This is a genomic window from uncultured Methanobrevibacter sp. (genome assembly GCF_947166415.1).
In the GTDB taxonomy this organism is placed as follows: domain Archaea; phylum Methanobacteriota; class Methanobacteria; order Methanobacteriales; family Methanobacteriaceae; genus Methanocatella.
On sequence record NZ_CAMVEE010000004.1, the window covers coordinates 36,749 to 58,739 of the forward strand.

Consider the following 21,991-nt stretch of genomic DNA (forward strand, 5'->3'; position numbering starts at 1 on the left):
AAAAGTAAATTAAAAGTTAGTTTATTCTCCAAAACTAACTCTTTCGAATTTTTCAAGTGTTTTAAGTGATTTTGTTGCATCCACTCCAATTTTTGTTGTGGTACCGTCACTTTCGGCAACAGGATCCAATGAAGATCCACGAACATTAGGAACAATCATGATGTCGCGGTCACCTTTTACACGTGTGGATATTGCGTATTCGACATCTTCAGCATCAAACACATTGACGTCGGTATCAACCACTACGCAGTGTTTAAGTGAAGGGTGAGCTGACAGTGCTGCCATAATTGCGTTCTTTCCGTCACCTTCGGTTTGCTTGTTGATTGACACGACCGCATGCAACCAGCAACAGCCTCCTTCAGTCAAGACAACATTTTCAACTGTAGGAACTGCATTTTTAACTGCTTTGAATATTCTAGGTTCCTGTGGAAGACCTTGCAATAATTTATGTTCAAATCCTGCAGGAATGATTGCATGGTAGCAAGGATTGTCCTTTTTAATATGCATTTTTTCCAAATTGATTATTGGCTGGTCACGGATGATGTCATAAGTGTCAGTTAAATCCACGAAAGGACCTTCAGCTACTGTTTCTGTCACTGAAATCTTTCCTTCCAGGATGATGTCGGCTTGAGGAACTTCCAAGTCACCACATTTAATCAGTTCTAATTCACCATCCTTGAATGTGTTTGCAACATCCATTTCATTGTAGTCGATTGGAATTGAAGTGGTACTTGCAAGAAGAATTGCAGGATCCATTCCGATAGCTATTGCAATATCCAAATCCTCACCCGCTTTTTGAGCATTTTGGAAGTAGGTGTATAGATTTCTTGGAACAATTCTGATAACAAGTCTCTTATTGTCCAAAACCATCATTCTGTGAATGGAGGCATTCTGAATTCCGGTTTCAGGGTCACGTGCAAACACAACGCCTGCGGTAATGTATGCTCCACCATCCCTTTTGTAATGTGTCAGGATAGGAATCTTATCCAGGTCAATGTCCAATGTATCATATTCACTGAAATCAGTAAACTTATCGACCTTTTGAGGATTTTCCATAGCATGGATGATTTTTTCGGTAATTTCGGAAACTTCGCAATTGATGGATTTAGCTATCTTATCTCTTGTATTGCAGATTCCGGAAATTACTGGCATGTCAAAGCCTTTCACGTTTTTAATAATGACTGTGTCTTTAGGATATTGCCTTAAGACTTTAGCTACTTCAAATTCGCTGGATAATTCTTCAGTAATTTCAATAATGTTTTTGTCGTTAAGGTTCATGTTATCACTATAAATTAATTTTTTTATCTTTCAACTTTTCAAGGACGTTTACAATGTCAGGGTCTCTAATGGAAAGAATTTCGCCCGCAAGAACCGCAGCATTTTTACCGTTGTTAATTCCAACGGTTGCAACAGGCACTCCCGGAGGCATACTGACAGTGGTAAGCATATAATTGTCACCGTTTTCATTAGAACATGGAACTCCAATCACAGGCCTGTCTGTAAGACCTACGATTCCACCTGTGACTTGAGATGAGTTTGAACTGATTCCAATGAATATTTTTGCGTTTTTCATTGAATTTACATAATTTCTGAATTTTTTTGTGGATCTGATTGGGCAAACAACCTTTGTATCGTGGCTGATTTTAAGCCTGTCCAGGATTACTGCAACCTTTTTGGCTGTCGCTACATCATTTTGCCTTCCGACAATGATTGAAACTTCAGCATTTTCATTCTTACAGCATTTCTCTTCAGATTCCTCATCTTCAAACTCGTTAACTTCAAGATTTTTTACTCTTAGGAATTCCTTGTCGAGGAAAGGTCTGTCGATTTGCTGGACAATCTCCTCATTGCTGTTTTTGACTTTTTCAGCATATTCCTTTCTTAAGCCAATTACCTTTTGGCGTATCTCCTCATCATGAATCCCAAGGAATTGGGCGGCCAATATTGCTGCATTGTCTCCCCTGTCTATTCCAACAGTTGCAATAGGGGAAGGATAAGGCATTTGAACGATGGATTCCAATGCATCTATACCGTTAGTTTTAACATCAACCGGAACGCCTATCACTGGTCTTGGGGTGTATGCCGCAATTGCACCTGGAAGGTGCGCAGCCAATCCTGCAATTCCAATAAATACTTCGATTCCGGCATCAGAACCCTGTCTAACTATTTCACGAATGAGATTTGGAGTTCTGTGGGCTGATGCAATCTTTAAACTGTATGGTATTTCCAGCTTATCGAGGATATCCATACTTTTTTCTGCAATAGCAATGTCTGATCCACTTCCAAGAATAATCATTATTTTTGGTGTCATTAAAAAATCCCTTCTAAATACATATTAATATTATACTATTTATTTTCGTGATATAAAAATTTAAATTTTTTTATTATTGTAGAAAATTGGGGTAGTTTTATCAAATCCATGTTGGGGTCTTTTTTACATAAAAATACTATAATATTTATACTACTTAAAAGACAAAAATACAAATAATTAAAATGTTATGGTGAATTGATAGTGTATTGGTTTTTCGTAATAATCGTGTTTTTACTCGCAGGAATAAAAACTGGAAAGCCTAAAAAATACCAGAAGGTTTCAGTGATTATTCCGGCATACAATGAGGAAGACACTGTTGCAAAGGTAATTGAAGTAATTAAGAAGGTTTCGTTTGTAGACGAGGTCATCGTCGTTAATGACGGATCAAGTGACAATACTGAGTCCGAAGCTTTAAAGGCCGGAGCGATAGTAATCAATCATGAAACCAATAAGGGTAAGGGTGAAGCATTGTATACAGGATATATGAATGCGGAATGCGATATTATTGCATTTATTGATGCTGACATTTACAATCTAACTTCCAAAAAAGTGGAAGCGATGATTAAGCCTATTTTACTTGGAAAGGCCGATATCACCAAAACAAAGTTTTCACGTGCAAGCGGACGGGTTACAGAACTTACTGCAAAGCCGCTTCTTAACTTTTTCTTCCCTGAAATTTCATTCGAACAACCGTTGAGCGGTCAGTTTGCGGCACGTAAAGAGATTTTAAAGAGAATTAATTTTGAAAAGGATTATGGTGTGGACGTCGGTATCGTCATCGATGCTGATGTTTTGGGAATTTCCATCCTGGAAGTCGACATTGGAGCAATCGAGCATGACATGTCTCCGCTTTCCGATTTGAACATAATGGCTAATGAAGTTGTAAGGACAATCATCAACCGTGCCAACAAGTATGGAAGGGTAACAATGATTGATGACATCGGTTATTATATCCGTATGGCAATAGTTGGATTGTCTTTAGTTATTCTCGGCCTGTTTACAATATTTTTCGTAAAGGCAGTTCCGTTGTTCATCGGTGTTTTGGTTTCCATCGTTGGAATAATTCTGGCCATTTACTATATGATTAAAGTCATTGTACAATCCATTGGAATGTTTAAAAAGACTCCTAAAGGGAACCTGGTGAAATCATTTGTCAAGATTCACTTTCCAATGATTATTTCAATTATCCTATTGTTATTGATGATTTCAACATTTATTGGAGCGGCCCATTATGAAAATGGGGTATTGTCAATCGAACCTAATTCAAGAAATTTAGTCATCTACGCGGATGACGCACACAGTGACAGGTCAATTTCAGTCAGGGGACCGTATACCGTAGACGCCGCAATTGAAAACGAATCCGGCGAAATCAGAATGCCGAATGAGGCAATGATGACGTTGGGCCTTAAAGTAAACGACACTTTACGCATCGGCAGCGAAGTCTATCTGGTTAATGAAACCAGGCCTGGAGAGCCTGACATACTCAGATTGCCGATAGATGTTAAAAAGGAATTTGACGTTCAAAATGGTGATGTAATTCAAAACAGTCGTTTGAAGGATGTGTTTGAAGGATCAGTTGCAACACATCTCAACAACGATAATGAAAATGTGACATTTGCCGAAAAATTCACTATCACCTCAAGGTATAAGAATGCAACAACCTTTGAAATATTATCGAATGGTGTTTCAATGGCCAATTGCACAGGCATTCTAAAGGACAATACGTCATATAGCATCGCAGTTGATGACAGTACTGTAGAAACATTCACCTACTATTCTGGCATGGATAAGGTTTCCCTTGAAGGTTATGGTATCGAAATAGTATTTAAAAATGAGGAAGGAACTTCAACAAACAGGTTTGTACAGTCCAGCCAAGATTTCTTGAGTTTTTATTTCTGATTTAAAAAAAATAGTAAAAAATCTAAGAATTCATCTTAGATTATTTTTTATCGTATGCTTTCACTGCTTCTTCAACATCATCGTAAAGTCCAAGTGCAGCCAAAGCGCCTACTTTGCCTTGCTCACCAGTCACTGCAATCAATGGAATGCCGAGTTCTTCTGCAGTAGCTTCAGCAGTTTCAACATCCATCATTCCGGATTTTGTAGCTATTGAGTATTCCCTTAATTTTTCAGGTATTTCAAGACCCTCTAAAATAGCTATTGCTGTTTTTTCAGATAAGGTGTCTCTTTTAAGGATTTCAATAACTCTATTAATCAAATCTTCTTTTTTGGATTCTTCGACAGCGAAAGTAAGAGCAATTGATACGCAGTTTTGTGTTTTATGAGGATTATGTGGATATAATTGGACGATAATGTGGTCCAGATATTCATATCCTTCGCTTGCAAGCTCAACGCCCAGGTTGTGAGCCATAGTCCAGGTTGCTCCTGCGTCTTTGGTGTCTGTATCATCAACGCCAATGACTACCTTTTCAAGCTTAGGAGTTACAACTGTAGCCTTTCCGACTTTTGATCCTCCTCCTGTTTCGATAAGCTCAATGTATTTAACGCCTTTTCCCATTCCTCTACACATTCCAGCGCCAACACCGGCACCTGCAAGTCCGGCATGTGTTACTTTGACTTCATCTCCGTCAATAACTATCTCATCGATTCCTGCCGCATTGAAACTGGCCTTCAAATCAAGAGGTGCACAGCCTACATGACATGAATAGACATGCTTGTTTCCGTCACGGTAGGCGGAATCAATCAGTTCTGAGTTATTTCTGTATTGGTTCAATAGCCAATGGGACCCGGAGATGCATGGATGGTATTCGACAATTTCTACTTTGTCTCCATCCACCATAGTCAGCACTTTTTCATATGGTGCAATCCATGGGTCTGTAAACTTTTCTTTTAATTCATCGGGTTTAAGAATTTCCATCCAATCACTAAATTTCTTTTAATCTGTCACACATTTTTATTGCAGCTTCAACAGCACTTTTTGCGTTTTTGACACGTCTGTGAGCATCTAATCTGGTCATTCCAGGACCGGTTATACCGAGAGCTACTGGAGTGTCATATTCCAATGCTAAGTCTGCAATTTTACGGGAAGCATGCTGTGCCACGATTTGGTCGTGGTCAGTTGCGCCTTCAATTACAGCACCTAAAGTGATGATTGCGTCGTATTCTCCTTTTTGCAATAATTTTTTTATTACAAGAGGCATATCGAATACGCCAGGAACGGCAACCACTTTAGTAATTTCACAGTCTCTATTTTTAGCTTCTGCTGTAGCTAATTCCAACATCATTTGTGTTATATCATAATTAAATTCAGCAACTACTGCTGCTATTTCATATTTCACCATTTTTTTAACCTCTTTATTTTGTTTTTATGCGCTGCTTTGGAAAATTAAAAGTAAAAAACCTGCTACCCCGCTCAATACCATAATGAATATGATAAAAAGTGCAGCCAATTGCATATTTGTTAATTTTTTGAATCTTTTTAAATCCATGTTCAATCTCCATTTAGTCTATAAATTATTCTTAATAGCTTCAGTTACTTCCATGGTACTTGCAGAACCGCCCAAGTCTTTGGTTAAGGTTTTGGCTTCCTCAAGCACCTTTAGGATCGCGGCATCAAATTTATCGGCCGCTTCGTTTTCTCCAATGTATCTAAGCATCATGATTGCTGAAAGCATCATCGCTATCGGATTTGCTATACCTTGACCAGCAATATCCGGCGCTGAGCCATGAACAGATTCAAACAGTGCCGCGTTTTCTCCAATGTTTGCGGAAGGTATTAATCCAAGTCCTCCAACGAGTCCTGCGCCTTCATCGGATAGGATGTCTCCGAAAAGATTTGTGGTGACAATCACTTCAAAGGTTTGTGGCTGTGTGATGAGATACATTGCTGTTGCATCGACATAATAGTCTTCTGTGTCGATTTCAGGGTATCTTTCAGCCACTTCATAGAAAATCTCTTTGAAGAGCCCGTCACTTTTCTTCAATACATTTGCCTTGTGAACGGCAGTAACTTTGCCTTTGTTATTTTCTTTAGCGTAATTAAAAGCATAATCGATAATACGTTCTTCAGCTTCTCTTGTGATAATGCGTTTGGCTATTGCTCCATCGTCAGTCATTTTTTCCTGGTCTGCAATATAGAGTCCTTCAGTATTTTCACGCACAATCATGAAGTCAATATTTTCAAATAATGCATTAGTATTAGGATATGATTTGACCGGCCTTAGATTTGCAAACATCTTCATTTCTTGGCGTATCTTAACTATAACGTCTGCCGCGGTTTCGCCGGCAGCCCCAAATAAACAGGCGTCTGCATTTTTAATGATTTCCAATGTTTCTTTAGGCAGTGCAGTTCCTGTCTTTTCAAGGCATTCGTCACCTGCATCACCGTAAACATAATCAAATTCAATATCTAACTCATTTAATACAGATATTGCTGCCTGCATTACTTCCTTTCCTATTCCATCGCCTGGAACGACAGCAATCTGATATTTATCTTTTGTTTTTGAGGTACTCAATTAACCCACCTTGCTCTAGTATTTCTAACATGAATGGAGGCAATTTTTTAAATGTTACTTTTTCTCCATTTGCTGTAGTTATGCATCCGTTTTCCATATCCACTTCGATTTCATCGCCGTTTTCTACAAGTTCACTGATTCCTGGAGCTTCCAGTAGGGGAACCCCCACGTTTGTCGCATTCCTGTAGAATATCCTTGCAAAGGATTCGGCTATAACGCATGAGACTCCTGCACCTTTGATTGAAATAGGTGCGTGCTCCCTTGAAGATCCGCAGCCAAAGTTGGTTCCGGCAACAATGAAATCTCCATCTTTGCATTTTTCGCTGAATTCATCATCCAAACCTTCCATGCAGTGTTTGGACAATGTCTCTTCATCAGTATAAATCAAGTATCTTCCGGGAAGGATAATGTCTGTATCAATATCGTTTCCAAATTTCCATGCGGTTCCTTTCATTATAATCCCTCCGGCTCTACAATTCTTCCTTTTATTGCTGAAGCGGCAGCTACAGTAGCGGAAGATAAATAAACTTTTCCGTCAGGGCTTCCCTGTCTTCCCTTAAAGTTCCTGTTGGATGTGGAAAGACTTACCTCATCAGGACCGATAATTCCGGTATGGCCACCTAGACATGGGCCACAGCATGGAGCGGATACAAGTGCTCCGGCTTCAACGAATATCTTTATTAGCCCTTCATCCAGTGCCTTAGAGTAAACTTCTCTTGATGCCGGAATGACCAGCATTCTTGTGCCGTTAGCTATTTTATTTCCTTTCAGTATCTTTGCGGCATCCCTTAAATCGCTAAGCCTACCGTTGGTGCATGAACCCAAAAATACTTGGTCGATTTCCTGGTCGACTTCGCTTACAGCCTTTACGTTGTCAACGTGATGAGGACAGGCAACCTGCGGTTCCAAGTCGCTTACATCAATATCAATTATATTAAGAGATGGGGAATCCAAATCAGTTTTAAATACTTTATATGGTTTGCTGGAGCGTTTTTCAACATACTCGATTGTCTTTTTATCGGGTTCCACCAAACCGGTTTTTCCACCCATTTCAATAGCCATATTGGTTAAAACCATCCTGTCTGAAACTGTCATTTTTGAAACGGTCTCGCCTGCAAATTCACATGCCTTGTAAGTAGAGCCGTCAGCACCCACTTGACCGATGATGTTGAGGATAACGTCTTTTGCATACACATTTTCCTTTAATTCACCTGTAATGTTGAATCTGTTTGTTTCAGGTACCTTAAACCATAGGTTGCCCTCTGCAAACACCATTGCCATATCGGTCGAACCGATACCGGTTGAAAATGCACCCAATGCTCCATGGGTACAGGTGTGAGAGTCCGCACCGACAATAACTTCACCCGGAACGACATGTCCCTTTTCCGGAAGAATCTGGTGGCATACTCCTGCATTAACGTCATAGAAATGCTTGATTTTCTGCTCTTTTACGAAGTTTCTCATTATAATATGGTTATTAGCGGAGTCAATTGAATCTGCCGGGACCTGATGGTCAAATGGAATGACGATTTTTGAAGAATCCCAAACCTTTTCAGCACCTATTTTTTCAAAAGATTCCACTGAAAGAGGTCCAGTTAAATCGTGTGTCATTGCTACATCAATATTGGCTATTACGATATCTCCGGCTTCAACCGTATCGTTTCCAGATGCTCTAGCTAATATTTTTTCAGACATTGTTGGCATATTTTTAACCTCTTAATTACGATAAATATTTTGTATTATAAAATATATAAAGGCTTTTTTATTTTCTAAAAATAGTATTAATTAAAAAATTATTTCGAAAAGTAAAAGTTAAGTTTTGAATTCTGGATGTCACTTATTTTTCCTTTTTCCCATGTTCATTGCCTGCCTTATTATTAGGATTGCGAATATTATTCCGATTCCCCAGACGATTGTTTTTCTAATTATTCCTTCAGGAGTTAAGTTGAGATGTATCGGAGGAAACATTGCACTTCCCATAAATAAAAATGAAATCAAAAGATAAACCGCTCCCGTTAGCGCATTGTATAGAATAAACCCTTCTTTTTTCCTAATCTCAATAGAAACAATCCCATTAATCCGATTTGGAATGATGAAAATTACCTGGAATAAAACAGTAACGATAAATAATAATGCCGCACCATTAAAATTGACATTAAAAAGATTATACACATTATAAAAGCCCAACAAACCCACCAGTATCGAAAACGTATGGCAAATAGGATGATAACCAAAAACAACCTCCCCGCCAAGATAACAACTGGAATCATTAAAAACACCAGTCCTAAAACAAGCAGAAATGAAGGGAATAACAAATGCCAATGACAGCAAGGAGCCTAATAGCAGCTTATTGAAGAAATTTGCTAAAAAGAGGATTACACACACAATGCCCGGATAAATAAACGAAACAAAATTGAGGGATCTCTGATAAGTATAACCGAATCTGACTTGTGAAAAACGACCATATTTCTCATTAAGCTTATCTACAAAAATAAAAGAGTAAGCAATTGGAAGCACAATAACCAAAAAAACTATTAACATTTCCAAAATCAACAGGTCTTTTGAATTTAAATAATCAAATACCAATAATAAACCAGGCACTCCGATAATTATGCCAAGCAATATAACTCTCTGTTTGATAGACAATGTAGATCCATCGGTAAAAATATATTTTGAAAAAAACTCGCTAATTTTCATATTTTTCAACAACTTAATTTTTTTTGCCCATATTCTTTCCCTGTCTGATTATAAGGATTATTAATAATATTTCAATTCCGAATATAATTATATTTCCCGGACTGAATTTAATTGGAATTGAATGAATCATGGAACTTCCTATTATGCAGTATGAAATCAACAGATAAGCTCCGCCCGCCAGCGCATTGTATAAAATGAATCCTTCAGTTTTTCTAACTTCAAAAGGAGCAATTTTATTAATCCAGTTGGGAATAACAAAAATTATCTGGAAAATCACTGTAATAATAAATAAACATATTGCACTATTAAAGTTAACATCCAAAAGATTATAAACATTATAAAAACCGAACAAACCAACAATTAATGAAAACAATTGATAAAATGGAGGATATCCCAACACAATCTCATCTTCAATATAACAGCTGGAATCATTGAAAACACCAACCCCTACTGATGAAATAAGCGGAATAATAAATCCTAAACAAATAAGAATCGCCAGATTTAATCTATTGAAAAAATCACCCACCGGTAAGATAAATGCAATCAATCCCGGAATGAATGCCAAATACATTCCCAAATAATACTGATACGTAAAAAAAGGAGGATGAAGCGAAGAATATCCTCCAAATATCTCCACATATTTTTCGTTATAATAAATACTAACCAATGTTGGAATGCTTAGAATGTAATATGCAAATAAAAATTCTAGCAGCATAATGTCATGTGATAGAGAATAAGCTATTCCAAATAAAAGACTAGCTGGCACTAAATAAATAGATATTACAATTATTCTATCCCTTTTAGAAAAATCTGAAGGACCATCTGGAGTAAATAATTTTGAAATTTTCATATTAACACCAATCCAAAACCATAACTTACAAGTGTTCCTTTTAAAGCCTCATTTGAATTTCCATCATAATAATAATTTAAAAAATTAATCATTACCACCTAATGAAGAACAATTAAACTTAATTATGCAAAGAACGTATAAAAAATTTTTCTTTTATTGACAAAAAAAGTCATTTTCCAAAAAGAAATCGTTTATCTTTTTTTCTTTTGCTAAAAATTGCTTTTTCTAAGATTTATATATAATGTTCAACAAATTGTATTTTATGAGTAGCTCAATTTTTAAAAGATTTAAAAAAAAGGAAGAACCGGTTATAGAGGAAAAACCCTCAATTTGGGAAGATAGGATTTTTTGGGTTTCAACATTACGAAAAATTACTTTTCCAGTTTTAAGCAATTTGGCAAAAGGCTCTCTTAAGAAAAAAATGCCTTATGAGTCAAACAGCTTGGAAGGTGAAAAGTTCGCTTGCCTTGAAGCATTTGCCCGTGTTTTTAATGGTATATCTTCTTGGTTGGAATTGGGACCTGACAGCTCAGAGGAAGGCCAAATTCGTGAAGAATATATTAAGTTAACATTGAAAGCCATTTCCAATGCTGTAAATCCAAATAGCAATGATTATATTTTTATCGTACAACCGAAACAATCTTTAGTTGATGTTGCCCTGTTTGCTCAGGGATTGCTCAGAGCCAAAAACCAAATCTGGCTTAACTTGCCGATGGACATACAGGCCAGAATCATCCGCGAACTTAAGAATACAAGAACAATTGCCCCATATGAAAATCACTGGTTGCTATACACCGCAATGATTGAAGCTGCTCTTTTAGAATTTACCGGTGAATGCGACAAGGAACGTTTGACATATGGAATTCATAAATTCAGGGATGAATTCTACATGGGAGATGGAGTATATTCCGATGGAAAATCTCATGAAGCAGGATATATCAACAGTCTCTTTATCCATCCAATGCTCAATGACATTCTAGCCGTAATGAGAAAATACGGCCTTTCCGAAGGCGAGCTTTTGGATGTGCAACTGATGAGATCTTCAAGACTGTCATCACAGCTTGAAAGGTACATTTCACCTGAAGGAACATATCCGCTTATAGGAAAATATCTCACTTATCGCTGCGGTGTTTTCCATTTGCTGTCTCAGGCTGCGCTGTTTAAAATATTGCCTAGAAACGTCAATCCGGCACAGGTAAGGTCTGCCTTAACAAAAGTTTTGGTTAATCAGTTTAAGGATAATCAGAACTTCAACAGCGAAGGCTGGCTGATTGTTGGTTTAAACGGATCCCAATTGGAACTTGCCGAAGACAATGTTACTACCGGTAGCTTATACTTATGTTGTGCTGTTTTCCTTGCTTTAGGTTTAACACAGAATGAAATATTCTGGACAGGCCCATCATCTGAATGGAGCAGCCTAAAAGCCAGAAACATGCATAAATTACAAAAAGATCAATCTATTGATTTTTAGATTTTAAATCTAAAATCACTTTTTTTATTTAAACAATAATTTTCTACTTTTTCAACTATTTTTAAATAATAATTAATATAAACCTTTTAATTGATATTATGAAAATTTTAATCACCGGTTCAAACGGCATGTTAGGCCATGATTTGATTGAAGCTTTAAAAGATAATCATGAATTGGTCCTTACAACTTCCAGAACTTTAGACATTACAGATAAAGAGCAGGTTTTTGATTTTATTTCACAAAACAAGCCGGATATAGTTATAAATTCAGCGGCATACACTGATGTTGATGGCTGTGAGGAAAATCAGGACTTGGCATATAGCGTCAATGGTGAAGGCGTTAAAAATTTGGCTTTTGCCTGCAGGGAAGCTGACTCTGCATTGCTTCACATAAGCACTGATTATATTTTCAACGGTGAAAATACAAGGCCATGGGTTGAAGATGATGAGATTGGTCCTATCAGCGTTTATGGCAAAAGCAAGCTCAAAGGCGAGCAGGCCATTTTGGAAATCCTTGACAAGTTCTTTATCGTAAGGACAGCATGGCTGTACGGCGTAAATGGTCACAATTTCCCAAAGACAATGCTTGAATTGGCAGAAAACCATTCACAAATCACTGTAGTTTATGATGAGGTGGGAACCCCAACATACACTCCCGATTTGGCAAAGGCAATTTCACAACTAATAGAAACTGAGCATTACGGAATTTATCATATTACGAATTCCGGCAGCTGCTCCTGGTGTGAATTTGCAAGATACATTTTTGAGGTAGCTGGAAAGGATGTTGAGGTCATACCGGTTACTGCCGCTGAGTTTGCACGCCCTGCTCCAAGGCCACATTATTCGGTATTAGAAAACAGGAATTGGATTGAAAAAGGATTCGAACCGTTGAGAAGCTATAAAGAAGCTATTAAAGAATATATTGGGTTGATAAAATGAACAAGAAGATAACACTTTTATTGGCTATTTTCCTCACATTGTTTTTGGTGGGTTCTGTCAGCGCAGGATTTTTTGACTTTCTGAAGTTCGGTGACGATTCTGCATCTTCAGATGTTCAGGTTGTTGAGGACGGCCAGTACTGCACTCCAAATGAAGTGGCAGCATATATTAAGGAATTCCACAAGCTTCCAAGCAATTACATTACCAAAAGCGAAGCCAGGGATTTGGGATGGCAAGGCGGACCTCTTAAGAAATATGCTCCCGGAAAAAGCATAGGTGGAGATGTCTTTACAAACAGGCAGCACATACTTCCCGATAGTAAGGATAAATATATAGAATGTGACATTAACGCAAACGGAACCATTCGTGGGGCTGAAAGGATAGTTTACAATTCTGGTGATTTTAAGGTCTATTATACTGATGACCATTACAATACATTTAAAGAGCTTTGATATTATGGAGCTGGATGGAAAACTAATTAAAAGAGAAGGGCATGACTACCTGAAGGATGCGCTGAATTTTCCGGATTATTATGGGAAAAATCTTGACGCCTTATATGATTGCCTATGTGAAATTGGCGTTGAAACAGAAATTGTTCTGATAAACAGCGAAGAGGTTTCAAAGGATTTAATTGATACTTTTATTGATGCCAGCGCTGAAAATGAACTTTTAAGTTTTAAATATGATTAAAAATTAATATATTAATAAAATTTGAGTGATGATTATGAAAGGTATTGTGCTAGCAGGAGGTTCAGGGACACGTCTTTATCCCATTACTAAAGCTGTTTCCAAACAGTTATTACCTTTATATGACAAGCCAATGATTTATTATCCTATTTCAATTCTAATGCTTGCTGGAATCAAGGAGATATTGATTATTTCCACTCCAAGAGACATATCAATGTATGAAGATCTGTTGGGTGACGGTTCAAGCCTGGGAATCAAGTTTGAATATGCAGTTCAGGAAAATCCAAACGGCCTTGCAGAAGCGTTCATTGTTGGTGAGGATTTCATTGGTGACGATAATGTTGCTTTGATATTGGGAGACAACATATTTCATGGTCACAGATTCAGCGAAATCCTGCAGAGGGCTACCAAATTAGAAAAAGGTGCTGTGATATTTGGATATTATACCAACAATCCTGAAGCCTTCGGGGTAGTCGAATTCGATGATGAATGGAATGTTCTCTCAATTGAGGAAAAGCCGGAAGTTCCAAAGTCAAATTATATAGTTCCAGGACTTTATTTTTATGACAATGATGTTATACAGATAGCCAAGAATGTGGAGCCGTCCTCCAGAGGCGAAGTTGAAATCACTTCGGTCAATGAGGAATATCTCAAGAGAGGAGAACTCAAGGTAGAGCTTCTCGGAAGGGGTATGGCCTGGCTTGATACAGGAACACATGACGGGCTTTTGGAAGCGGCGAATTTCATCGAAACCATACAGAAAAGGCAAGGATTGTATGTGGCATGTCTTGAGGAGATTGCATTTCTCAAAGGTTACATAACAAAAGAAACCTTATTGAACACAGCTAAGGAACTTGAAAAGACAGATTATGGACAATACTTATTTAAATTGGCTAACAGGCGATAGAATGGGTAAATTTGAATTTATTGAAACAGGAATAGAAGGTATGTTTATAGTGGAGCCTACAGTTTTTGAAGACAATCGCGGCTTTTTCATGGAAACCTTCAACGAAAGGGATTTCAAGGATGCAGGATATGATTTGAAGTTCGTGCAGGACAACCAGTCAAAATCCACAAGGGGAGTGTTGAGAGGACTCCATTTTCAAATCAAATATCCTCAAGGAAAGCTGGTGAGGGTTACCAAAGGCAAGGTTTTTGACGTTGGGGTCGACTTGAGATTAGACAGCGATACCTATGGAAAATGGTTTGGAGCCGTCCTGTCCGATGAAAATAAAAGGCAGCTTTACATTCCACCTAAATTCGCCCACGGTTTTGTAGTATTGTCTGATGAAGCTGAATTTTTATACAAATGCACAGAATTCTACCACGGTGAGGATGAGGGTGGAATAATCTGGAACGATGAAGACATTGGAGTGGAATGGCCATTGGACGATATCGATGAGGTAATTTTATCCGAAAAGGATAAGCTGTGGCCTACTTTTAAGGAATCTCAAATTAGCTATTAGTGATATTATGACAAACATTTTGGTAACTGGAGGAGCAGGATTCATAGGCAGCAATTTTGTCAGGTATATGGTCAACAGATACCCTGAATATGACATTATCAACTTGGATGCCCTAACCTATTGCGGCAATCTTGAAAACCTAAAAGACATTGAAAATAACGATAACTACTCATTCGTTAAAGGGGACATTAGAGACAAATCCGTTGTCGACGATTTGGTTGAAAAATCCGATTACGTCATCAATTTTGCAGCCGAAAGTCACGTTGACAGAAGCATAGATGACCCTGAAATATTCATAAAATCAAACGTATTGGGAACACAGGTCCTTTTGAATGCGGCAAAGGAATTCGGAGTTGAAAAATACATTCAGATTTCCACAGACGAGGTTTATGGTTCACTGGGCGAAACAGGTTATTTCACAGAAGATTCCCCATTACAGCCGAACAGCCCTTACTCCGCTTCAAAGGCTGGCGGAGACTTGATTACAAGAGCGTATTATGAAACCTTTGATTTGCCGATAAACATTACACGCTGCTCAAATAACTACGGTCCTTATCAGTTCCCTGAAAAGCTGATTCCGCTGATGATTTCAAATGCACTTGAAAATAAAAAATTGCCTGTTTACGGTGACGGCAAGAACATCAGGGACTGGCTTCACGTACACGACCACTGCGTTGCAATCGACCTGGTTTTGCATGAAGGAAAGATTGGTGAAGTCTACAATATTGGCGGAAACAATGAAAAACAAAACATTGACATCGTTAAATTGATATTGAAAGAGCTTGGAAAGGATGAATCCTTAATTGAGTTTGTTACTGACAGATTAGGTCATGACAGGCGCTATGCCATCGATTCAACTAAAATACAAAATGAATTGGGTTGGAAGCCAAGCTATACATTTGAGAGCGGTATCAAGGAAACAATCCAATGGTATTTGGACAACATTGATTGGGTAAGCCAAATCAAAAGTGGGCAGTATCAGGAATATTATGAGAAAATGTATTCAAACAGATAATACACTTGAAACTATTCTCTCGTTTTTTTCAATTTTCATTATTTTTTAAAATTAGGATAATTTTATATATTTTATTGATTAATCTTAATTTGTATAAATTAGAAATTTATTTTTCTAGTTATTAGGGAAATGGTGATTGGATGTTGGAACAATTTTTACCTTTTGCAGGGCTGATTATCTTTGGAAACATTGAAAACTTGGTCTTGTCTTCACAAGGGGTTGTAGCTGGTGTAAATCCGTTGAAATTAGCTATTGCTAGTCTAATTTGTGTAGCTTCATGGTTAATTATTGGAACTTTCGGAACCCAACTTTTGATTCAGTATGTTGATTTTATTGATTTCATTGGTGGGTTTGCAATATTTGTTCTAGGACTTCAAGCTATGTACGAATCTGTTTTCCATAATTAGGGATGATTAAATATGCTTGATGATATAAAACCGTTTATTATATTATTAGTTTTTGGTAACATCGAAAACTTGATTTTGGCAGCACAGGGTGTAGCGGCGGCTGTTGATCCCCTCGGTCTTGGGCTTATAAGTTTATGTGCGGCTTCTTGCTGGTTACTCATCGGTACTTTTGGAACCAGGTTTGCATTGAAATATGCAAAATATATCAACTTCGTTGGCGGTCTTGCAATATTCATTTTAGGTATTCAAGCAATGTTAGAATCCATTCCAGGAATATTATCCTTTTTCCACTAAATAATTTAGTTTAGTTGATTTCTATGAAATATTTGAAACATAAACTTTATGGAAGTTTATTCAATCTATTTAAGATTTTTCCCGTTTCTGAAAATCGAATATCCTTCATAATAGATTCAAATGAATCATTTAAGGGCAATCTGGACTATATCAAAAAGGAGTTCGAAAGAAGGGGAAATTTTGAATTTAACTTTTTTTACAAGGATAAACTATCACTAGGCAGCTTTAAGAAATTGGCCACTTCCCAATATGTATTTTTAAATGATAATTTTTTCCCGATGGCTTTTATGAGTTTTAAAAATCAAGCAAAAGTGGTTCAGCTATGGCACGCTCCCGGCGCTTCCAAAAAGTTCGGTGGATCTGTTGCAAGTCCGGATGAACTTGAAATGCTTTCAAAAATCAGTGACAATACAGATTATCTAATCACTTCCTCTAAAAGAATTGAAGATTATTATGCAGAGGCCTTTCAGATAGACAAATCAAAAATCAAGGCTTTGGGATTGCCGAGGCTGGATTATTATTTCGAAAATCATGACCTTAATAAAATAAAATCCGAATTCTGTAAGAGATACGGATGCGATTCAAACAAAAAGATTATTCTCTACGCTCCGACATTCCGTGATGAAAGAAAGTACAACAATATCTTTGATTATCTTGACTTGAAGAGTTTCAATGAAATTTTGGGAGAGGAATATGTTTTGGCATTAAGGCTCCATCCGAAAATCAGGGATTTTTATGACGGCAATATTGAATCAAGTGAGGATTACATTGATTGCAGCGATTATGAAAGCGAACAGGAGCTTATGATGATTAGTGATGTGTTAATCACTGACTATTCCTCAATAATGATAGAGTTTGCAATCCTCAACAAGCCAATCCTATTTTTCGTATACGATTTGGAGAATTATCTGGCTACGGAAAGGGGATTCTATTATGATTTCAAAACAACCGTTCCCGGCAAATTGGTTTATACCTCAGAAGAACTGACAGATGCAATCAAAAACAAGGATTTCGATAAGGACAGATTATCAAGTTTCACAAAGACACAGTTTGATGAAATAGACGGTCAATCATCTAAAAGGGTAGTCGATTTCCTTTTGAATCGAGGTAGGTAAAATGGATAATATTAAGGTCAGCGTTATAGTGCCTGTTTACAACAATTCACAATATATAGGCAACACAATCGATTCGATAATCAATCAGGATTTTGACTCATTTGAGATTATAGTCATCGATGACGGATCAACCGACGACAGCCTTAGAATTGTCAATGAAAAATTAGCGGCGGCAGATGTTCCAAGCAAGGTCATCCATCAGGAAAATCAGGGTGTAAGCGCTGCAAGAAATAAGGGAATTGAAGTTTCAAGCGGGGAATATCTTGTATTTGTTGACGGCGACGACTATGTCATGGCGAATCACCTGTCAGAATTGTACAATGGCAAAACAGATTTCAGCCTGGTTCAGATGGCTAAAAAGGAAGGGGAAAATCTATCATCTCCTCACGTTTATTCACACAACATTATCCAAGCAAAGGAATTCATTGAAAAGGAATTGAAGATGGAAATCCCGTTCAACTTTGTCCAGCTGATGTACAAGTCAGACATCATTAAAGACAATTCCATTGAGTTTCCTTTGGAATTCATCTACGGTGAGGATACCTATTTTGCACTTAAGGCATTAAGCCATGGCGATGAGATAGCCATTTCAAACGAAGTGACCTATCATTATATCCAACATCCCGAATCTGCAATAAGGACTTCCGAGCTTAAACGCTTCGACATCGTAAAGGCTTTTGAAAACCTGTCAGATTTCTATAAAAAGAAAGGATTGGACGATTTGTCAAATCTCATCATCACTTCCAGAATACCTAAAGCCATTTTCGGAAACATGAACTATTTCTTTTACAACGGCTATGACTTTGATGAGGTAATAAGCAAAATGAAGGAATTGGACTTGCTTGAAAAACTGTCAAAATATGAAGGTGACGGCAAATTTAAGCTCAAGATTAAGCTATTTTTATTAAATCCTAGAATATATTATATAGTGTGGAGAAAATTTAAAAATTCAATTGATTAGTATGAAAGTTTCTGTTGTTACCCCAAATTATAATGGAGAAAGATTCCTGAAAGCGTTTTTCGATTCGTTAAATAATGATAGCGAGTGCATAGGTGAAGTTATCATAGTTGACAATGGGTCTACTGACGGCAGTAAGGAATTCATTAAAGGCAGCTCCTTTAATTTTCCTGTTAATCTGATTGAAAATACTGAAAATCTGGGTTTTTCACCTGCAGTCAATCAGGGAATTGAAAACGCCAAATATGAATATGTCTTCTCTCTCAACAATGACACGGAAATCAGGGAAGGCTCCATAAAGGCGTTGGTCGAGCTGATTTCATCAGCCGATGACATATTTTCCGTTCAGGCTAAGATGCTTCAGTACAACAACAAGGACCTAATCGATGATGTGGGAGATGAATACAACCTCCTTGCCTGGACCAAGAAGGTAGGCGAAAATCATAACTCCTCTGAATTTACAGAAGTCAGGGAGATTTTCTCATGCTGTGCAGGAGCAGCAATGTATAAAAAGTCAGCCTTGGATGAAATAGGCTATTTCGATGACAATTTCTTTGCATATATGGAGGATGTCGATCTGGCCATCCGCTCAAGGATTCATGGATTCAGAAACTTGCTGTGCCCGCAGGCTGTTGTGTACCATATCGGAAGCGCAACAAGCGGAAGCAGATACAATGAATTCAAGGTCAGACTGGCCGCCAGAAACAACGTTTGGGTTGTTTATAAGAACCAGCCCATTCCAATGAAGATTGTTAATTTCATTTTCCTGTTTTTCGGCTTTCTGATAAAATACCTGTTCTTTGTCCGGAAAGGATTCGGACCGATATATTTATCCGGAATTAGGGAAGGTTTAAAAACAAGAAACAAAATCGATAAGGTCAAATTCGATTTCAAGAATACAAAAAATTATTTTAAAATTGAATACAGATTAATTATTAACACAATCAAATTTTTAAAAAAATAGCTAGTTGAGTCTTATGGATCTTTCAGTTGTAATCGTAAATTATCAGACCTTTGAGTTAACAAAAAACACCATTAACTCCATTTTTGAATATGACTATCCTTTTGAGCTGGAAGTCATTGTAGTGGATAACGCATCCAGTGACGATAGCCTGTCCAGACTGCAGGATTACTTTGGAGACAGGGTAAGATTCATTGCTTCAGCTGAAAACAACGGGTTTGCGGCAGGAAACAATCAGGCCTTGAGGGTCGTGGAAGCAAGATATGTTCTTCTTTTGAACTCAGACACAATAGTTTGGGAAAACACCTTGGAGAACATTTACAATTATATGGAGGACCACAAGGATGTCGGCACATGCGGATGCAGAGTTCTTTTGGAAAATGGCGAACTGGATAAGGCATGCAAAAGAAGCTTTCCAAACGTCAAGAACTCATTTTTCAGGCTTTTCCATATTCCGACCAACAGTGCCGATGACAACTACAACCTTGACAACCTTCCAGACGATGAAATCTATGAAATCGACTGTTTGACCGGAGCGTTCATGTTCATGCGCAAGGAAGCCTTGGACACAGCAGGCCTTTTGGATGAGACATTTTTCATGTATGGCGAGGATATTGACCTGTGCTACAGGATAAAGAATTCCGGATGGAAGATAATCTATTACGGCGAATCCAAGATTACTCACCTTAAAGGTGCAAGCAGCAAAAAACAGAAATCCAAACTTATTTATGAATTTTACCGCGCAATGTACATTTATTATAAAAAGCATCATGCCGAAGAATCTTCCTTTATTGTAAACATAGTTGTATACATTGGAATTGCTGTTTTATGCATTTTAAAGCTATTTTTAAATTTGTTCAAAAAGAAAGATTAAATAATGGATAACATCTAATATTATTATAATAAACTAGTTTTGGTAGTTGTTATGATAAGGGAAAATCAAAGGATATTAAATGTTTTGCTAGTCTTGCTTGATGTGCTGGTGGTTAGCATTTCATTGATGTGTTCCTTTTGGCTGAGGTTTAAGACCACTTTATTTGGTCCGTTAGGAGGGCATTTAGGCTATCAAAGTTATCTCATTTTCCTATTATTGGCTGTCATTCCAGTTTATTTGATTTTATATTTTGCTTTTGGATTGTATAAGCCACGCAGAACCTATAAGAATATATTTTCAGAAGCAACTCAGATTATAAAGGTTAATATTGTAGCATTTTTTGTATTGGTATCTATTTTATTCATTATTAACCAACCGGACTTTTCAAGAATCATGCTTTTCTTACTGGCCCTCATTTCAACATTCTTTGGAATCATTGAAAGGTTTGCCATCAGAAGCATTTTAATCCGGATGAGAATCAACAATAAGAACTTGAAGCATATTCTCATTGTTGGAGACAACGAATTGGCGTTTACATTTGCCAATAAAATCAAGGCAAATCCATATCTTGGTTTTTCAATCGGAGGAATATTGGGTAGGCCTGAGCATATTGGCGAAGAAATTCAGGGTTGTAAAATCACCGGTTCATTTAATGATTTGGATAACCTTCTGGAAAACAATAGATTCGACCGGGTTGTTTTGGCGATTCCTTTAAAATACTATTATAAAATCAACGAGTTAGTAGAAAGCTGCGAAAAGGTAGGAATCAAGGCGGAAATCATTCCGGATTATATCAGGTATTTCCCGGCTCAGCCGTCTGTAGACATGATTGAAGACATTCCTATCATTAACATTAGGTACGTTCCATTGGACGACGGTTTCAATAAATTTTTAAAGGCCCTTTCAGATTATGCGATTGCAATAATAGCCATTGTAATCACTTCCCCAATCATGATTGTTACCGCAATAGCCATCAAGTTGACATCACGCGGTCCAATTATATTCAAGCAGGAAAGAATAGGATACAACAGCAAGCCGTTCATGATGTATAAGTTCAGAAGTATGAGGGTTCAAAATCCGAACGAGGAAAAATCAGAATGGACTACAAGGGATGATCCAAGGAAAACCAAAGTCGGGGAGTTCATCAGAAAAACCAGTATCGACGAGCTGCCTCAATTCTTCAATGTTTTGAAAGGGGACATGAGCGTTGTCGGTCCAAGGCCTGAAAGACCATTTTTCGTTGAGCAGTTCAAGGAATCTATTCCAAAATATATGGTAAAGCATCAAGTCAAGCCGGGCTTAACTGGTTGGGCTCAAATTCATGGCTGTCGTGGAGACACTTCAATCAAAAAACGTATAGAATATGACATTGAATATGTAGAAAATTGGCACATGGGTCTGGATTTAGGTATAATGATCAAAACAGTGCTTAAAAAGAATCCTAACGCATATTGATTTTTTTTCACATTTTC

Annotated in this window: 25 protein-coding genes; 15 read left to right on the forward strand and 10 right to left on the reverse strand. The window is 37.4% G+C overall.

Going from position 1 to position 21,991, the window contains the following annotated elements:
- Positions 1–21: 21 nt before the first annotated feature.
- Positions 22–1,278, reverse strand: coding sequence for a UbiD family decarboxylase (locus tag Q0W25_RS01390; protein ID WP_298517957.1), 1,257 nt, complete (start codon positions 1,276–1,278; stop codon positions 22–24).
- 7 nt (positions 1,279–1,285) lie between these two features.
- Complete coding sequence (purE, locus tag Q0W25_RS01395) at positions 1,286–2,311, reverse strand: 5-(carboxyamino)imidazole ribonucleotide mutase (protein WP_298517960.1); 1,026 nt, start codon at positions 2,309–2,311, stop codon at positions 1,286–1,288.
- Between the two features lie 201 nt (positions 2,312–2,512).
- Here purE and Q0W25_RS01400 point away from each other — a divergent pair, with 201 nt between their 5' ends.
- On the forward strand, positions 2,513–4,210 hold the full coding sequence (locus Q0W25_RS01400) for a glycosyltransferase (RefSeq protein WP_298517963.1): 1,698 nt from the start codon (positions 2,513–2,515) through the stop codon (positions 4,208–4,210).
- A 40-nt stretch (positions 4,211–4,250) separates the two neighbouring features.
- Here Q0W25_RS01400 and mmp11 read toward each other — a convergent pair whose 3' ends face one another.
- From mmp11 to Q0W25_RS01440, 8 genes are all read right to left on the reverse strand, one after another.
- Positions 4,251–5,189: a methanogenesis marker protein 11 gene (gene mmp11 / locus Q0W25_RS01405; protein ID WP_297824729.1), complete on the reverse strand. Its 939-nt coding sequence runs from the start codon at positions 5,187–5,189 to the stop codon at positions 4,251–4,253.
- Positions 5,190–5,196: 7 nt separating this feature from the next.
- On the reverse strand, positions 5,197–5,613 hold the full coding sequence (gene ribH, locus Q0W25_RS01410) for a 6,7-dimethyl-8-ribityllumazine synthase (RefSeq protein WP_149731868.1): 417 nt from the start codon (positions 5,611–5,613) through the stop codon (positions 5,197–5,199).
- A gap of 24 nt (positions 5,614–5,637) precedes the next feature.
- Positions 5,638–5,760 (reverse strand): hypothetical protein, encoded by a 123-nt coding sequence (locus Q0W25_RS01415; protein ID WP_297824734.1) that lies wholly within the window; start codon positions 5,758–5,760, stop codon positions 5,638–5,640.
- 18 nt (positions 5,761–5,778) lie between these two features.
- The gene (locus Q0W25_RS01420) at positions 5,779–6,786 is read right to left on the reverse strand and encodes an isocitrate/isopropylmalate family dehydrogenase (protein ID WP_298517968.1); all 1,008 of its coding nucleotides are present in this window, start codon (positions 6,784–6,786) and stop codon (positions 5,779–5,781) included.
- On the reverse strand, positions 6,761–7,240 hold the full coding sequence (locus Q0W25_RS01425) for a 3-isopropylmalate dehydratase small subunit (RefSeq protein ID WP_298517970.1): 480 nt from the start codon (positions 7,238–7,240) through the stop codon (positions 6,761–6,763). The genes Q0W25_RS01420 and Q0W25_RS01425 overlap by 26 nt, the downstream gene beginning before the upstream one ends.
- Positions 7,240–8,490, reverse strand: a complete 1,251-nt coding sequence (hacA, locus tag Q0W25_RS01430; protein WP_298517973.1) for a homoaconitase large subunit — start codon at positions 8,488–8,490, stop codon at positions 7,240–7,242. The genes Q0W25_RS01425 and hacA overlap by 1 nt, the downstream gene beginning before the upstream one ends.
- Positions 8,491–8,619: 129 nt before the next feature.
- Positions 8,620–9,432 (reverse strand): hypothetical protein, encoded by an 813-nt coding sequence (locus Q0W25_RS01435; RefSeq protein WP_298517976.1) that lies wholly within the window; start codon positions 9,430–9,432, stop codon positions 8,620–8,622.
- 64 nt (positions 9,433–9,496) lie between these two features.
- A complete protein-coding gene (locus Q0W25_RS01440) occupies positions 9,497–10,333 on the reverse strand; it encodes a hypothetical protein (RefSeq protein WP_298518007.1) in 837 nt (278 codons plus the stop codon).
- Between the two features lie 241 nt (positions 10,334–10,574).
- On the opposite strand from Q0W25_RS01440, the gene Q0W25_RS01445 reads away from it, so the two are divergent.
- From Q0W25_RS01445 to Q0W25_RS01510, 14 genes are all read left to right on the forward strand, one after another.
- Positions 10,575–11,804: a DUF2264 domain-containing protein gene (locus tag Q0W25_RS01445; RefSeq protein ID WP_298518009.1), complete on the forward strand. Its 1,230-nt coding sequence runs from the start codon at positions 10,575–10,577 to the stop codon at positions 11,802–11,804.
- Positions 11,805–11,902: 98 nt separating this feature from the next.
- Entirely contained in the window at positions 11,903–12,742 is an 840-nt protein-coding gene (gene rfbD / locus Q0W25_RS01450; protein WP_298518011.1) for a dTDP-4-dehydrorhamnose reductase, read from the forward strand.
- Positions 12,739–13,194 carry a ribonuclease domain-containing protein gene (locus tag Q0W25_RS01455; protein ID WP_298518013.1) on the forward strand — a complete coding sequence of 152 codons (456 nt, stop codon included), beginning with the start codon at positions 12,739–12,741 and terminating at the stop codon, positions 13,192–13,194. The genes rfbD and Q0W25_RS01455 overlap by 4 nt, the downstream gene beginning before the upstream one ends.
- 4 nt (positions 13,195–13,198) lie before the next feature.
- Complete coding sequence (locus tag Q0W25_RS01460; protein ID WP_297824762.1) at positions 13,199–13,432, forward strand: barstar family protein; 234 nt, start codon at positions 13,199–13,201, stop codon at positions 13,430–13,432.
- Between the two features lie 34 nt (positions 13,433–13,466).
- Entirely contained in the window at positions 13,467–14,336 is an 870-nt protein-coding gene (gene rfbA, locus Q0W25_RS01465; RefSeq protein WP_297824765.1) for a glucose-1-phosphate thymidylyltransferase RfbA, read from the forward strand.
- A gap of 1 nt (position 14,337) precedes the next feature.
- On the forward strand, positions 14,338–14,895 hold the full coding sequence (gene rfbC, locus Q0W25_RS01470; protein WP_297824768.1) for a dTDP-4-dehydrorhamnose 3,5-epimerase: 558 nt from the start codon (positions 14,338–14,340) through the stop codon (positions 14,893–14,895).
- Positions 14,896–14,902: 7 nt separating this feature from the next.
- Positions 14,903–15,910 carry a dTDP-glucose 4,6-dehydratase gene (gene rfbB / locus Q0W25_RS01475; protein ID WP_298518016.1) on the forward strand — a complete coding sequence of 336 codons (1,008 nt, stop codon included), beginning with the start codon at positions 14,903–14,905 and terminating at the stop codon, positions 15,908–15,910.
- Positions 15,911–16,050: 140 nt separating this feature from the next.
- Complete coding sequence (locus Q0W25_RS01480; RefSeq protein ID WP_297824774.1) at positions 16,051–16,317, forward strand: hypothetical protein; 267 nt, start codon at positions 16,051–16,053, stop codon at positions 16,315–16,317.
- A 12-nt stretch (positions 16,318–16,329) separates the two neighbouring features.
- Complete coding sequence (locus Q0W25_RS01485) at positions 16,330–16,611, forward strand: hypothetical protein (protein WP_298518017.1); 282 nt, start codon at positions 16,330–16,332, stop codon at positions 16,609–16,611.
- 23 nt (positions 16,612–16,634) lie between these two features.
- Positions 16,635–17,726 carry a CDP-glycerol glycerophosphotransferase family protein gene (locus Q0W25_RS01490; RefSeq protein WP_298518019.1) on the forward strand — a complete coding sequence of 364 codons (1,092 nt, stop codon included), beginning with the start codon at positions 16,635–16,637 and terminating at the stop codon, positions 17,724–17,726.
- A gap of 1 nt (position 17,727) precedes the next feature.
- Positions 17,728–18,687, forward strand: a complete 960-nt coding sequence (locus tag Q0W25_RS01495; protein WP_298518022.1) for a glycosyltransferase family 2 protein — start codon at positions 17,728–17,730, stop codon at positions 18,685–18,687.
- A gap of 1 nt (position 18,688) precedes the next feature.
- Entirely contained in the window at positions 18,689–19,648 is a 960-nt protein-coding gene (locus Q0W25_RS01500) for a glycosyltransferase family 2 protein (protein WP_298518025.1), read from the forward strand.
- A gap of 13 nt (positions 19,649–19,661) precedes the next feature.
- Positions 19,662–20,519 carry a glycosyltransferase family 2 protein gene (locus Q0W25_RS01505; protein ID WP_298518027.1) on the forward strand — a complete coding sequence of 286 codons (858 nt, stop codon included), beginning with the start codon at positions 19,662–19,664 and terminating at the stop codon, positions 20,517–20,519.
- Positions 20,520–20,570: 51 nt separating this feature from the next.
- Entirely contained in the window at positions 20,571–21,974 is a 1,404-nt protein-coding gene (locus Q0W25_RS01510; RefSeq protein ID WP_298518029.1) for an undecaprenyl-phosphate glucose phosphotransferase, read from the forward strand.
- Positions 21,975–21,991: the final 17 nt, after the last annotated feature.

Bases quoted from the DNA above. Each gene is read 5' to 3' on its own strand.
- Q0W25_RS01390 (WP_298517957.1), bottom strand. From the start codon at position 1,278: ATGAACCTTAACGACAAAAACATTATTGAAATTACTGAAGAATTATCC.
- purE (WP_298517960.1), bottom strand. From the start codon at position 2,311: ATGACACCAAAAATAATGATTATTCTTGGAAGTGGATCAGACATTGCT.
- mmp11 (WP_297824729.1), bottom strand. From the start codon at position 5,189: ATGGAAATTCTTAAACCCGATGAATTAAAAGAAAAGTTTACAGACCCA.
- ribH (WP_149731868.1), bottom strand. From the start codon at position 5,613: ATGGTGAAATATGAAATAGCAGCAGTAGTTGCTGAATTTAATTATGAT.
- Q0W25_RS01415 (WP_297824734.1), bottom strand. From the start codon at position 5,760: ATGGATTTAAAAAGATTCAAAAAATTAACAAATATGCAATTGGCTGCA.
- Q0W25_RS01425 (WP_298517970.1), bottom strand. From the start codon at position 7,240: ATGAAAGGAACCGCATGGAAATTTGGAAACGATATTGATACAGACATT.
- hacA (WP_298517973.1), bottom strand. From the start codon at position 8,490: ATGCCAACAATGTCTGAAAAAATATTAGCTAGAGCATCTGGAAACGAT.
- Q0W25_RS01440 (WP_298518007.1), bottom strand. From the start codon at position 10,333: ATGAAAATTTCAAAATTATTTACTCCAGATGGTCCTTCAGATTTTTCT.
- Q0W25_RS01445 (WP_298518009.1), top strand. From the start codon at position 10,575: ATGTTCAACAAATTGTATTTTATGAGTAGCTCAATTTTTAAAAGATTT.
- rfbD (WP_298518011.1), top strand. From the start codon at position 11,903: ATGAAAATTTTAATCACCGGTTCAAACGGCATGTTAGGCCATGATTTG.
- Q0W25_RS01455 (WP_298518013.1), top strand. From the start codon at position 12,739: ATGAACAAGAAGATAACACTTTTATTGGCTATTTTCCTCACATTGTTT.
- Q0W25_RS01460 (WP_297824762.1), top strand. From the start codon at position 13,199: ATGGAGCTGGATGGAAAACTAATTAAAAGAGAAGGGCATGACTACCTG.
- rfbA (WP_297824765.1), top strand. From the start codon at position 13,467: ATGAAAGGTATTGTGCTAGCAGGAGGTTCAGGGACACGTCTTTATCCC.
- rfbC (WP_297824768.1), top strand. From the start codon at position 14,338: ATGGGTAAATTTGAATTTATTGAAACAGGAATAGAAGGTATGTTTATA.
- rfbB (WP_298518016.1), top strand. From the start codon at position 14,903: ATGACAAACATTTTGGTAACTGGAGGAGCAGGATTCATAGGCAGCAAT.
- Q0W25_RS01480 (WP_297824774.1), top strand. From the start codon at position 16,051: ATGTTGGAACAATTTTTACCTTTTGCAGGGCTGATTATCTTTGGAAAC.
- Q0W25_RS01485 (WP_298518017.1), top strand. From the start codon at position 16,330: ATGCTTGATGATATAAAACCGTTTATTATATTATTAGTTTTTGGTAAC.
- Q0W25_RS01490 (WP_298518019.1), top strand. From the start codon at position 16,635: ATGAAATATTTGAAACATAAACTTTATGGAAGTTTATTCAATCTATTT.
- Q0W25_RS01495 (WP_298518022.1), top strand. From the start codon at position 17,728: ATGGATAATATTAAGGTCAGCGTTATAGTGCCTGTTTACAACAATTCA.
- Q0W25_RS01500 (WP_298518025.1), top strand. From the start codon at position 18,689: ATGAAAGTTTCTGTTGTTACCCCAAATTATAATGGAGAAAGATTCCTG.
- Q0W25_RS01505 (WP_298518027.1), top strand. From the start codon at position 19,662: ATGGATCTTTCAGTTGTAATCGTAAATTATCAGACCTTTGAGTTAACA.
- Q0W25_RS01510 (WP_298518029.1), top strand. From the start codon at position 20,571: ATGATAAGGGAAAATCAAAGGATATTAAATGTTTTGCTAGTCTTGCTT.